The sequence below is a fragment of the Pseudomonas sp. Tav-5-1A genome (genome assembly GCF_055755055.1).
Window position 1 is genome coordinate 1,025,130 of sequence record NZ_CM146901.1, and the last position, 14,049, is coordinate 1,039,178.

3 protein-coding genes are annotated in these 14,049 nt (G+C 70.7%); all 3 read left to right on the forward strand.

The window, feature by feature from the left end:
- Positions 1-13: 13 nt before the first annotated feature.
- Genes AC0J42_RS04685 through AC0J42_RS04695 form a run of 3 tightly spaced genes read left to right on the forward strand, consistent with a single transcriptional unit; the run spans position 14 to position 13,931 of the window.
- Positions 14-5,218: an amino acid adenylation domain-containing protein gene (locus tag AC0J42_RS04685; RefSeq protein ID WP_473005381.1), complete on the forward strand. Its 5,205-nt coding sequence runs from the start codon at positions 14-16 to the stop codon at positions 5,216-5,218.
- Complete coding sequence (locus AC0J42_RS04690; protein WP_473005382.1) at positions 5,215-10,905, forward strand: amino acid adenylation domain-containing protein; 5,691 nt, start codon at positions 5,215-5,217, stop codon at positions 10,903-10,905. The genes AC0J42_RS04685 and AC0J42_RS04690 overlap by 4 nt, the downstream gene beginning before the upstream one ends.
- Positions 10,902-13,931, forward strand: a complete 3,030-nt coding sequence (locus tag AC0J42_RS04695; RefSeq protein ID WP_473005383.1) for a non-ribosomal peptide synthetase — start codon at positions 10,902-10,904, stop codon at positions 13,929-13,931. Before AC0J42_RS04690 ends, AC0J42_RS04695 begins: the two co-directional genes overlap by 4 nt.
- The last annotated feature ends 118 nt before the right edge of the window (positions 13,932-14,049 follow it).

Sequence of the window (14,049 nt, forward strand, 5' to 3'; positions counted from 1 at the left end):
AAAGGTGATCGAAATGACCGAGCGCTTCGCAAGCTCGTTGGTGGAATCCTTGCAGCAACGTGCGGCCGCAACGCCGGACCGCGAGGCGCTGCGCTTCCTGGTGGACGGTGAAGAGGCCTTCGAGGCGCTCAGTTACCGGCAGCTGGCACAGCGGGCCCAGGCCATCGCCGTGTGGCTGCGCCAGCAGGCGGGGGCCGGCGAGCGCGCGGTGCTGCTGTTCCCCAGTGGCCTGGACTACGTGGCCAGCTTCTACGGCTGCCTGCACGCCGGGGTCATCGCGGTGCCGGCCTACCCGCCGGAATCCACCCGCTCGCAGCACTTGCAGCGCCTGCAATCGATCATCGAAGACGCCCAGCCCAAGGTCATCCTCACCGACTCCACGGTGGCCGGCCTGCTGGGCGACAGTTTCGCCGGCAAGGTCCAAGTGCTGGCCGTGGACCAGGTGGAAGCGAGCATGGCCGCCGACTGGCAGATGCCGCTGCTGGCTGCCGATGACATCGCCTTCCTGCAATACACCTCCGGCTCCACCTCGCGGCCCAAGGGCGTGCAGGTCAGCCACGGCAATCTGGTGGCCAACGAGCGCCTGATCGCCCACGGCTTCGGCATCAACGCCCAGGACACCCTGGTCAGCTGGCTGCCGCTGTACCACGACATGGGCCTGATCGGCGGCCTGCTGCAGCCCATCTACAGCGGCGTGCCCTGCGTGCTGATGTCGCCGCGGCACTTTCTCGAGCGCCCGGTGCGCTGGCTGCAGGCCATGACCCGCTACCAGGGCACCCTCAGCGGCGGCCCGGACTTCGCCTACCGCCTGTGCACCGAACGCGTCGGCGACGCGGCGCTGGCGCAGCTCGACCTGCGCCACTGGCAACTGGCGTACTCGGGCTCCGAGCCCATTCGCCGCGAGACCCTGCAAGGCTTCGCCCAGCGTTTCGCCGCCTGCGGCTTCCAGGAACGCGCCTATTTCGCCTGCTACGGCCTGGCCGAGGCGACCCTGTTCGTCACCGGCAGCCAGCGTGGCCAGGGCATTGCCGTGGACGAGTTCGACAGCCAGGCGCTGGCCGACAACCGTCTGCAGGCGGGCCTCGGCTCGCCGCTGGTGAACTGCGGCAGCGCCCAGCCCGGGCACGCCGTGCGCATCTGCGAGCCGCAGCAGGGCCAGCCGTTGGCCGACGGCCAGGTGGGCGAGATCTGGGCCAGCGGGCCGAGCATCGCCAAGGGCTACTGGCGCAACCCCGAGGCCAGCGCCCAGGCCTTCGTGCAGGCTGACGGCCAGGCCTGGCTGCGCACCGGTGACCTGGGCAGCCTGGTCCAGGGCCAGTTGCGGGTGACCGGGCGGCTGAAAGACATGCTCATCGTGCGTGGCCAGAACCTCTACCCCCAGGACCTCGAACGCGCCGTGGAAACCCACGTCGCCGCCGTGCGCCAGGGCCGGGTAGGGGTGTTCGCCATCGAGCACCAGGGCCGCGAGGCCATCGGCGTGGCCGCCGAGATCGGCCGCGGCACCCAGAACAAGATCAGCGCCCAGGCCCTGGCCGAGGCCATCCGCCTGGCCGTGGCCCAGGTCTGCCAGGAAGCCCCGGCGGTGGTCGCGCTGCTCAACCCCGGCGCGCTGCCCAAGACCTCCAGCGGCAAGCTGCAACGCTCCGCCTGCCGCGCCATGCTGCAGGACGGCAGCCTCGACAGCTACGCCATCGACCGCCTGGGCGAACAAGGCCAGGTGCAGGCCCAGGTCCGCGCCCCGCTGACCGCCAGCGAGCAGTTGGTCGCCCCGCTGTGGGCGGCCTGCCTGGGCATCGAGCCGGGCGCCGCGGACAACTTCTTCGCCCTGGGCGGCAACTCCATCACCGCCGTGCAGATGCTCGCCCGCCTGCGCGACGAACAGGGCCGCGAGGTGGCCCTGCGCGACCTGTTCGAAGCGCCGACCCTGGCCGAGTTCGCCGCCCTGGTGCAGCGCCAGCCCCTGGCCACCAGCACCCAGGCCGCCCGCGCCGGCGATGGCGCCGCCGGCCTGCTGTCGCCAGCCCAGCAGCGCATGTGGCTGCAATGGCAGCTCGACCCTGAAGGCCACGCCTACAACATCCACGGCGCCGTGCAGCTGCAGGGCACGCTGGACCAGGCCGCGCTGCAGCAGGCCTTCGACCAGCTGGTAGCGCGCCATGAAAGCCTGCGCAGCCGCTTCGTCGAGGAGGGTGGCGAGGTCCGCCAACAGGTCCTGCCGGCGTTGCAACCGGCCATCGAGCCGCTGACAGTCGACGGCCAGGCCAGCAGCGCCCGCCAGCCGTTCAACCTGCGCCAGGGCCCGCTGCTGCGCGCCAGCCTGGCCACGCTGGGCGCCGACAGCTGGCGCCTGGCGCTGACCCTGCACCACATCATCGCCGACGGCTGGTCGATGAACCTGCTGCTGGCCGAACTCGCCGAGCACTACAACGCCCTGCGCCAACAGCGCCCGGCCACGCTGCCGGCACTACCGGTGCAATACCGCGACTTTGCCGCCTGGCAGCGCGACTGGCTGGCGGCCGGCGAGGCCCAGCGCCAACTGGCGTACTGGCAGGCGCAGTTGGGTAGCGAACACCCGCGCCTGGCCCTGCCCACTGGCCAGCCGCGCCCGGCGCAACCAAGCCTGGCCGGCGCCGAACTGGCCATCGCCCTGGAGCCCGCCCTGGCCTGGGCCTTGCGCCGCCTGGCGCAGCGCCATGGGGTGACCCTGCCGACCGTGCTGCTGGCCAGCTTCCAGGTGCTGCTGCACCGCTACAGCCAGCAGCCCGACGTGCGCGTCGGCTGCACCGTGGCCAACCGCAACCAGGCCCACACCCAGGCGCTGATCGGCTGCTTCGTCAACCTGCTGGTGCTGCGCGCCGATCTGTCGGCCAACCCCTCGTTCAGCACGCTGCTGGCCCAGGTGCATGAACGCGCCTTGCAGGCCCAGGCCCACCAGGACCTGCCGTTCGATGCACTGGTGGAAGCGTTGCAACCGCAGCGCACGCCGGGCGAACACCCACTGTTCCAGGTCGCGTTCGACCACCAGTGGCTCAACGACGACGTGCAGTTCGACGGCCTGCAGGTGCAGGCCCTGGGCCAGGAAGCCCTGGCCACCCAGTTCGACCTGATTCTGCACACCGTGGAGCGCGCCGAGCAGCTGTCGGCGTCCTTCACCTACCGCCTCGACCTGTTCAGCGCCGCCACCGCCGCCCAGTTGGCCCGGCATTGGCGCGCGCTGCTGCAGCAGCTGGTGGCGCAACCCGAACAGCCGCTGGCGCAGTTGCCGCTGCTGGGCGAGGACGAACAAGCGCAACTGCTGGCGCAGTGGAACCCGCAGCCCCAGGCCTTCGAACCCGCGCAGAGCCTGCATGGCCTGATCGCCGAACAAGCCCGCCGCCATCCCGCTGCGGTAGCCGTGCGCTTCGACGACCAGCACCTGACCTACGCCGAGCTCGACCAACGCGCCAACCGCCTGGCCTGGCGCCTGCGCGAGCAGGGCGTTGGCCCCGACGTGCTGGTGGGCCTGGCCGCCGAGCGCTCGCTGGAGCTGATCGTCGGCCTACTGGCGATTCTCAAGGCCGGCGGCGCCTACCTGCCGCTGGACCCGGACTACCCCGCCGACCGCCTGGCCTACATGCAGGCCGACAGCGGCATCGCCCTGCTGCTGATCCAGGACCACCTGCAACAGCGCCTGCCCGTGGTCGACGGCGTGCAGCGCCTGGGCTTCGCCAGCGACGGCTACCCCGACACCGCGCCGCCCGCGGCGGCAGGCCCCCGGCACCTGGCCTACTGCATCTACACCTCCGGTTCCACCGGTTCGCCCAAGGGCGTGCTGATCGAGCACGCCAACGTGCTGCGGCTGTTCCAGGCCAGCGAGCCGGTGCTGCCGTTCGACCACCGCGACGTGTGGACGCTGTTCCACTCCTACGCCTTCGACTTCTCGGTGTGGGAGATTTTCGGCGCGCTGCTGCACGGCGGCACGCTGGTTGTCGTGCCGTACTACGTCAGCCGCGAGCCACGGGCCTTCGCCGAGCTGCTGCGCGAGCAGGGCGTGACCGTGCTCAACCAGACCCCCTCGGCGTTCCGCCAACTGATGGTGCCGCTGCTGGCCAGCCCTGAAGGCCTGCCGGCGCTGCGCACGGTGATCTTCGGTGGCGAAGCCCTGGAAGTCAGCAGCCTGCAGCCCTGGTTCGCGCGCTTCGGCGACCGCCAGCCGCGGCTGATCAACATGTACGGCATCACCGAGACCACCGTTCACGTGACCTTCCGCGAGCTGACCCAGGCCGACCTGCGTAGCAGCGCCAGCCCCATCGGCCTGCCGCTGCCGGACCTCGCCTGGTACTTCCTCGACGCCAGCCTGCAACCGGTGCCGCCGGGCGTGGTGGGCGAGCTGTACATCGGCGGTGCGGGCCTGGCCCGTGGCTACCTGAAGCGCCCGGGCCTGAGCGCCGAGCGCTTCATGGCCGACCCCTTCAGCGCCACGCCGGGCGCGCGCATGTACCGCACCGGCGACCTCGCCAGCTGCAGCGCCGACGGCCAGGTGCAGTACCTGGGGCGTATCGACCACCAGGTCAAACTGCGCGGCTTCCGCATCGAACTTGGCGAGATCGAGGCGCGCCTGCGCGACCAGCCCCAGGTGCGCGACGCCGCCGTGCTGCTGCGTGCCGACGCCCAGGGCGAACAGCGCCTGGTGGGCTTCGTGGTGGCCGCCAAGCCGTGGCCCGACGCTGCGCAGGCGCTGTTGCAGCTGCGCCAGCAGCTCAAGGCCAGCCTGCCGCTGCACATGGTGCCGGCGCAGTTGCAGCCGCTCGACAGCCTGCCGCTGACCGCCAACGGCAAGCTCGACCAGCGCGCCCTGCAACTGGACGAAAACGCCTGGCTGCAACAGGCCTACGTGGCACCCCGCACCGCCACCGAACAGGCCCTGGCTGCCATCTGGCAGAGCCTGCTGAACGTCGAGCAGGTGGGCCTGCACGACAACTTCTTCGAGCTGGGCGGCCATTCGTTGCTGGCCACGCAGCTGGCCTCGCGTATCGAGGTGCAATTCCAGCGGCGCCTGGACCTGCGCCAGGTGTTCGAAGCCGCCGACCTGCAAGCGTTGGCAGCAGCCCTGGACGTCGGCGAGGCGCTGCCCGACCAGGACGCGCTGGCCGATGAGGTGCTGGCGCTGATGCAGAGCCTGCAAGGGCTGTCCGAAGACGAGCTGGCCCTGCTGGCCGCCGAGAAGAGCGACTCATGAACAAGGTGCTCGAATCGTTGCAAACCCTGAGCCTGGCCCAGCGCAAGGCGCTGGCGGCCGTCATGGCCAAGAAGGGTATCGACCTTTTCCGCCAGCTGCCGATCCCACGGGTGCCGCGTGACGCGCCGCTGGCGCTGTCCTACGCGCAGCAGCGCCTGTGGTTCCTGCAACAGCTGGAGCCCGCCAGCGCCGCCTATGTGATCCCCGGCGCCCTGCGCCTCACCGGGCCACTGGACGAAGCGGCGTTGCAGGCGGCGCTGGACCAGTTGCTGGCCCGCCACGAACCGCTGCGCAGCCGTATCCAGGCCGAAGCCGGGGTGCCGGTGCAGCAGGTCCTGGCGCCGGCGCCGCTGCAGTTGACCCGTTGGGACCTCAGCGCGCTGCCGGTGGGCGAGCGCGAGATACGCCTTGAACAACTGCTCGACGCCGAAGCCGCGCGGCCCTTCGACCTGGCCCGCGACTGCCTGCTGCGCGGCGCGCTGATCAAGCTGGCGGCGGGCGAGCAGGTGCTGGCCCTGGCCGTGCACCACATCGTCGCCGATGGCTGGTCCATCAACCTGCTGATCCAGGAACTGACCCAGCTGTACCCGGCCCTGCGTCAGGGCACGCCACTGCAACTGCCGGCGCCTGCGTTGCACTACGCCGACTTCGCCCAGTGGCAACGGCACTGGCTGGAGTCGGGGGAGGGCGACCGCCAACTGAACTGGTGGAAGCAGCGCCTGGGCGACGAGCATCCGCCCCTGGCGTTGCCGTTGGACTGGCCACGGCCGGCGCAGCGCAGCGAGCGCGGCGGCAGCCTCGAATTTGCCCTGCCCACGGCCATGGCCCGGCAGCTGGAACAACTGGCCGAACGCTCGCGGGTCACGGTGTTCAGCGTGCTGCTGGCGGCGTTCAAGGCGCTGTTGTACCGCTACAGCGGCCAGCCGGCGATCCAGGTCGGCGTGCCCCTGGCCGGGCGCAACCGCAGCGAGCTGGAACCGCTGGTTGGGCTGTTCGTCAACACCCAGGTGCTGCGCAGCGAGGTCAGCGGCGCCCTGCCGTTCGCTACCTTGCTGGCCCAGGTGCAGGCCACGGCGGTGGAGGCCCAGCAGTACCAGGACCTGCCGTTCGAAATGCTCGTCGACGCCCTGCAACCCGAGCGCAGCGCCAGCCACACGCCGTTGTTCCAGGTGCTGTTCAACCATCAGCGCCAAGGCGCGCTGGGCGCGCGACGGCTGGATGAACAGGTGCAGATGGTGCTGGTGGAACGCGAGCGCCGTGCGCAGAAATTCGACCTGACGCTGAGCACCGAACAGCGCGGCAGCGGCGAGATTCTCGCCAGCCTGGGCTACAGCGCCGACGTGTTCGAGCGCGCCACCGTGGCGCGCCTGCAACAGCACTATCTGGCCGTACTGCGCCAGGTGCTGGCACAGCCAGCGCTGCGCCTGGCCGACCTCGACCTGTTGCAGGGCGAGGCACCGCCACCGCAGTGGGGTGAAGCACTGCAGCAGCCGCAAGCGTCGGTGCTGCCGCTGTTCGACCAGCAGGTGCGCGAGCAGCCCGCCAGCATCGCCCTGATGCATGGCGGCCAGGCCTACACCTTCGCCTGGCTCGACCAGGCCGCCAACCGCGTCGCCCAGGCGCTGCTGACCCAGGGCTGCCAGCCCGGCGAGCGCGTACCGTTGGTGTGCGGCCGCAGCCCGGCGTTGGTGGCAGGGTTGCTGGGGGTGATGAAAGCCGGTGGCGCCTACGTGCCGCTGGAACCGCAGACGCCGATCGGGCGGCTGCAGCAGATCTGCGCCGACCTGCAGGCCCGCCGCGTGCTGGCCTGCACCGAGCAACCCGAGCTGGCGCTGCCGCTGGTTCGCCTCGATCACCTGCTGGCCGCCACCGATGCCGTTGCCCCGGTGCAGCCCGTCAACCACGGCCTGCAACCGGCCTACCTGATCTTCACCTCAGGCTCCACCGGCCGGCCCAAGGGCGTGGTCATCAGCCACGGCGCCCTGGCCAACTATGTGCAAGGTCTGCTGCAACGCCTGGCGCTGGCGCCCGAGGCGAGCATGGCCATGGTCTCCACCGTGGCCGCCGACCTTGGCCATACCGTGCTGTTCGGCGCGCTGTGCAGCGGCCGCACCCTGCACCTGCTGGACAACGACCAGGCCCGCGACCCGCAGCTGTTCGCCGACTACCTCAGCCAGCACCGGGTAGGCGTGCTGAAAATTGTCCCCAGCCACTTGCACAGCCTGCTGGTGGCCGGCCACGAGGCGGCGGCGCTGCCCTGGCATGCGCTGATTCTCGGCGGTGAGGCCTGCGAGCCGGCGCTGCTGCAGCGCATTGCCCAGGCACGCCCGGCCTGCCGTATCTTCAACCACTACGGGCCGTCGGAAACCACCGTCGGCGTGCTGGCTGGCGTGGTGCAGGACCTCAACGCGCGGGCACCCCTGGGGCGCCCGCTGGCCGGCAGCAGCGTGCACGTGCTGGACGCCGACCTCAACCCGTTGCCGGTGGGCGTGGTGGGTGAGCTGTACATTGGCGGCGCCGGCCTCGCCCAGGGTTACCAGGGCCAGCCCGGGCACAGCGCCGAGCGTTTCGTACCCAACCCCTTCGGCGCCCCGGGCTCGCGCCTGTACCGCAGCGGCGACCGCGTGCGCTGGAACGCCCAGGGCCAGCTGGAATACCTGGGCCGCCAGGACCATCAGGTCAAGGTGCGCGGCTTCCGTATCGAGCTGGCCGAAGTGCAGGCGCAAATCGCCGCCCATCCCGACGTGCACCAATGTGCGGTCATTCTTGGGGCAGGCCAGTTGCTGGCCTACGTGGTGCTGGCGCAAGGCGCCGCGCTGGACGCGATCAAGGCCGACCTGGCGCGCCGGCTGCCCGACTACATGCAGCCGGCGCACTGGCAGCAGCTGGCGGTGTTGCCGGTGACGGCCAACGGCAAGCTGGACAGCAAGGCGCTGCCGGCACCGGTGCTGCACAGCCGCAGCAGCGAGCAACCAATCACGGCCCATGAGCAACGCCTGGCGCAGCTGTGGCAGGACCTGCTGGGGCTGGAAGGCGTGAGCCGCGACGGTCACTTCTTCGAACTGGGCGGGCATTCCCTGCTGGCCACGCAGCTGGTGGCGCGGGTGCGCGAGCAGTTCGACGTGGGCCTGGCGCTGCGCGAAGTGTTCGACACCCCGCGCCTGGACCAGTTGGCCGCGCGCATCGCCGCGCTGGCCGGCGATACTGCCCCTGCACTGCCGGCGCTGGCCGCCGAACCGCGCCAGGGTGTGCTGCCGCTGTCCCTGGCCCAGCAGCGCTTGTGGGTGGTGGACCGCCTCAGCGGCGGCCAGTCCGACGCCTACAACATGAGCGGCCGCCTGCAACTGGACGGCCCGCTGGACCGTCAACGGCTGGTGGCCGCCCTCGACCTGCTGGTGGCGCGCCATGAAGTGCTGCGCAGCCACTACCCCGAGGACGACAACGGCGACCCGCACACCCAGGTGCTCGACGCCCTCACGCTCGACGTGCCGTTCGCCGACTTGTCGATGCTGGCCGTGGACGAGCGTGAGCAACTGGTGCGCCAGGCCTCGCTGGACGACGCCCGGCAGCCCTTCGACCTGCTGGCCGGGCCGCTGCTGCGCGCGCGCTTGCTGCGCCTAAGCGAGCAACGGCACCTGCTGCTGTTCAGCCTGCACCATATCGTCGGTGACGGCTGGTCGGTGGGCATCCTTATCCGTGAATTCGCCGAGGCCTACCGCGCCCTCGGCGCCCAGCGCGCGCCGCAATGGGCGCCGCTGCCGGTGCAGTACCTGGACTTTGCCATCCACCAGCAGCGCTGGCTGGCCAGCGACGCCTTCAGCCGCGAGCGCGGGTTCTGGCAGGTGCGGCTGGAAGGGGCGCCGAAGGTGCTGGCGCTGCCCACCGACTTCCCGCGCCCGGCCGTGGCCTCCACCGCCGGTGCCGAGCATCTGCTGCGCATCGACGCGGCGCAGTACGCGCAGATCGAGGCGCACTGCCGCAGCGCCGGCGTCACGCCGTTCATGTGGTTGCTGGCCAGCTTCCAATGGCTGCTGCACCGGGTGGCGGGCACCGACGACCTGCTGCTGGGCACCGACCTTGCCGGCCGCCAGCAGCAGGCGCTGGAAGGCCTGATTGGCTTCTTCGTCAATGTCCTGCCGCTGCGCTCGCGCACCGCGCCGGGCATGACCTTCAAGGCGCTGCTGGCCCAGGCCCGTGACAGCGCCCTGGCCACCTTCGAGCACCAGCAGCTGCCGTTCGACCGCATCGTCGAAGCCGTTGGCGTGCCCCGCGACCGCAGCCGCAACCCGCTGGTGCAGGTGCTGTTCGTGCTGCAGAACACCCCCAAGGGCCAGTTCGACATCGACGGCCTGCACATCCAGCGCCTGGAAGCGCTGGAGCACAGCTCCAAGTTCGACATGGGCCTGTTCCTCGAGCCCGAAAGCGACGGCCTGCGGGTGCGCTGGGCCTACGCCAGCGGCCTGTTCAGCGCCGCTCGCATCCAGCGCCTGGCCCAGGCCTGGCTGCAACTGATTGCCCTGGCGATTGCTTCGCCCCACACCCCGCTGGAGGAGTTCACCGTGCACGACAGCAGCGAAACCCCCGTTGGCCGCGATGCGCCGGCCATGGGCAACAAGCTCGACAAGCTGAAAAAATTCATGAAACAGCCGGCGGCCAGGCCCCAGGGCCCGCGCGAGCTGATCAAGACCCGGCCCATCGAGCCTGGCAAAGTGTTCCCGCTGCTGATCGAACCGGCCAGCCCGGACCTCGACGCCCTGGCCTGGGCCGCCGCCCACCGTGACCAGGTCGAGGCCCTGCTGCGCCGCCACGGCGGCCTGGTGCTGCGCAACTTCGGCGTGGTTACCCCGGCTGATTTCGAGGCCTTCGCCGAAGCCCTGCAGCCAGGCCTTTACGGCGCCTACGGCGACCTGCCGAAGAAGGAGGGCGGGCGCAACACCTACCGCTCCACGCCGTTCCCCGAGCGGCAGATGATCCTGTACCACAACGAAAGCGCGCACCTGGACCGCTGGCCGCGCAAGCAGTGGTTCTTCTGCGAACTGCCGTCGGCCATCGGTGGCTGCACACCCATCGTCGACTGCCGCGAGCTGTACCGGCGCCTGCCGGCCGACGTCGCCCAGCGCTTCGAACAGCGCGGCCTGCTGTACGTGCGCACCTTCCTGCAGAACCTCGACGTCAGCTGGCAGCACTTCTTCAAGACCGCTGACCGCGCCGAAGTGGAAGCGCGCTGCGAGGCCGGCGGCATCGACTACCGCTGGCTGGGCGACGACGAACTGCAGACCCGCACCCGTGCCCCGGCGGTGATCGTCCATCCGCTGACCGGCGAGCGTTCGTTCTTCAACCAGGTGCAGTTGCACCACATCTTCTGCCTGGAGCCCGACGTGCGCAGCGACCTGCTGGACATGCTTGGCCTGGAGCGCATGCCGCGCAACGTCTACTACGGCGACGGCACGCCCATCGAAGATGAAGTCATGGCACTGCTGGGCCGCCTGTACGAGGAGTGCGCGGTGCGTTTCGACTGGCAGCAGGGTGACGTGGTGATGCTCGACAACATGATCGCCGCTCACGCCCGCGACCCCTACGAGGGGCCGCGCAAAATCGTCGTCGCCATGGGCGACATGTATGACCGCGCACGCCTGCAACAAGAGCGTGCCGCCCTGGCCCAAGCGCCCCTGGAGACTGTGCAATGAGCGAAGTGATGGAACTCGAACACCTGGCCCTGAGCCCGGAACAGCGGGCTGCCCAGGACGCCGGTGGCGAGCCGCAGGTGCTGTGGCTGGGCGCTGCGGCCGCTGTCGACGCCCAGGCCCTGCGCCAGGGGTTCGAGCGCGCGGTGCGCGGGCAGTGGAGCCTGAACTGCCGCTTCAGCCAGCAGCCCGGCTACCGCGGCCTGCGCCAGCAGGCCCTGGAAGCGCCCGGTAGCGGCCGCTGGCAGTTCACCGATCTGCGCGGCGTGGCCGACGCCCAGGCGGCGCTGCACGGCGAACCGCCGGCGTTCGACCTCAGCCGCGGCGACGTGGTGGCCGCCCAGCTGTTTGCCGTGGCCGACAACGACTGGCGCCTGTGCCTGCGCGCCAGCGCCCTGGTGGCTGACGCCGGCAGCCTGCGCCTGCTGGCACGGCTGATGGTCGAAGAAGCGCTGGCCGAAGACGAGGAGAGCGGCCATTTCGGCCAGTTCGTCGAATGGCGCCAGGCCATGGCTGAAGACGAAGATGCCCCCGCCGGGCAAGCCTATTGGGCCGAGCACCTGCGCGCGGCGGGTGCCGGGCAGGCGCTGCAATTGCCCCTGCGCCGCCTGCACGGCCAGGCCGGCCAGGACCAGGCGTTCAGCGCCTTGGGCAGCGAACAGGTGCATGGCCTCAACGCCCTGGCTGAAAGCCGCCAGGTGCCCGTCGACAGCCTGTTGCAGGCGGCCTGGTGGGCGCTGCTGGCACGCATCGGCGGCCAGGGCCAGCTGCTGGGCGGCTGGCTGCACGACTGCCGCGCCGACTATGACTTTTTCGCCGCCAGCACCGGGGTCTACGAAAAGACCCTGCCGCTGGCGCTGAGCCTCGACAGCCGCCAGCCGTTCGCGCGCTGGCTGGCCGAGTGCAGTGCGTTGCTGGACAGCCACCGTGGTTGGCAGGAACACGCTCCGGCGCAGCTGCGCAGCGACTGCCTGCGGGCCGGTTTCAGCGTCGAGTCCGCAGTACCGGCCGGCTGGCGTGCGCTCGGCGCGCGGCCGTCGCCCTTTGAACTGGCCTTGCAGGTGCACCAGGACGCCCACGGCCAGGTCAGCGGCCTGGGGCTGTCGGCGGACCTGCGGCACTACCGCCCCGGCGACGCCCAGGGCCTGTTGCAGCAGTACCTGCAACTGCTGGAGCGCCTGCCCGATGGCCTCGACCAGAGCATCGAGCGGCTGCTGGAGCCGACGGTGGCTGACGCGCGCCTGCCCGGCCCGGTGCAGACCTTCGGCGAAGGCAGCCCCCTGGCGCGCATCGCCCACTGGGCAGCGGTGGCGCCCAACGCCGCAGCGCTGCAAGGCGCCGATGGCGTGCTCACCTACAGCCAGCTCGAGCAACGTATCGAACACCTGGCGAGCACCTTGCACGCCCAGGGCGCCGGCCCCGAGACCATCGTCGCCCTGGCGCTGCCACGCTCCACCGAGCTGGTGATCGCCGCCTTGGCCGTGATGCGCAGCGGCGCCGCCTACCTGCCGCTGGACCCGCAGTGGCCGCAGGGCCGGCGCCAGCAACTGGCCGACGCCGCCAAGCCGCTGCTGGTCATCGGTGCCGACGCGGCCCTGGCCGGCCACCGCCAGCTGTCGTGGCAGGCCTGGGGTGAGCTGCCAGCGACGGCCGCAGCGCTGCCGCTGCCCACGCCGCACCAGGCTGCCTACGTGCTGTTCACCTCCGGCTCCACCGGCCAGCCCAAGGGCGTGGTCATCGAGCATCAACAGTTGCACAACTACGTCCAGGCGGTCAGCCAGGCCCTGGACCTGCGCGCTTGCCAGCGCTTTGCACTGACCTCCACGGTGGCCGCCGACCTGGGCAACACCTGCCTGTTCGGCGCCTTCGAGCAGGGCGCCTGCCTGGTGGTCGCCAGCACCGAGGACATGCAGGACGCGCCGTCCTTCGCGCGGTTCCTGGCGGCCCAGCGCATCGACTGCCTGAAGATGGTGCCGTCGCACCTGGCTGCCTTGCTCGACGACCAGGGCGGGGCATTGCCGGCCACGGTCATCCTCGGCGGCGAAGCCACCACGCCAGCGCTGGCCGAACGCATTCGAGCGCAGTCGCCGGCCACGCGCCTGTTCAACCATTACGGCCCCACCGAAGCCACGGTCGGCGTGCTCTACCAGGCAGTGGCGGGTGACCCGCTGGTGCTGGGCGGGGTGCTGGCCAACAACGTCGCCACCCTGCTGGACGAGGAGGGCCGCCGCGTGCCGGTGGGGGCCATCGGCGAGCTGTACCTGGGCGGCGCGCAGCTATGCCGGGGTTACCTGAGCGGCGATGAATCGTCGTTCATTGCCGATCCCGAGCAACCCGGCCAGCGCCTGTACCGCACCGGCGACCGCGCCGTGCGCCGCCACGATGGCGCGCTGGAGCTGCGCGGCCGTGGCGACGGCCAGGTGAAGATCCGTGGTTTCCGCGTGGAAGTGGGCGAGGTCGAGGCCACCCTGCAAGCTTTTGGGGAAGCGGCGGTGAAAGTGCTGCACGATGCGGATGGCGGCTCCAGCCTGGTGGCCTACGTGGTGGGCGACGAAGCGGCGCTGCGCCAAGAGGTGGAGGCGCGCCTGCCCGACGCCATGCGCCCGGCGCGCTACGTGCGGCTGCCCAGCCTGCCGCGCCTGGCCAACGGCAAGATCGACCGCCAGGCACTCCCCGCGGTGCAGCCCGACCTTGGCAGTGGCCGCGGCCCGCGCGACGCCCTGGAGACCCTGCTGGCCGGCCATATGGCCGAACTGCTGGGGCGCGAGAGCCTGGACATCGACAGCGACTTCTTCGAGGCCGGCGGCCATTCGTTGACCGTGATCAAACTGGTGGCGGCGATCCGCAAGGGCCTGCAACTGGAAGTGCCGCCGGGCATCGTCTTCGACCACCCCAGCGTGGTGGCCCTGGCCGCCGCCCTGCGCGAACGCGAGAGCGCGCCGGGGCAGTTGGAAAAAGCGGCTGGGCTGCGCTTGAAGTTGCAGGCGTTGAGCCCTGCGCAGCGCGAGGCGTTGCTTAACCGCCGGTAACCCGTAGCCGCTGCCGCCAGGCTGCGCTGGCCCGTCAGAGCACCACCGCTCTCATGGGCCAGCGCAGGCCACAGATCCTAAATTCCCCCACCCCCCCTTCGTCCTTCAAAGACACCAA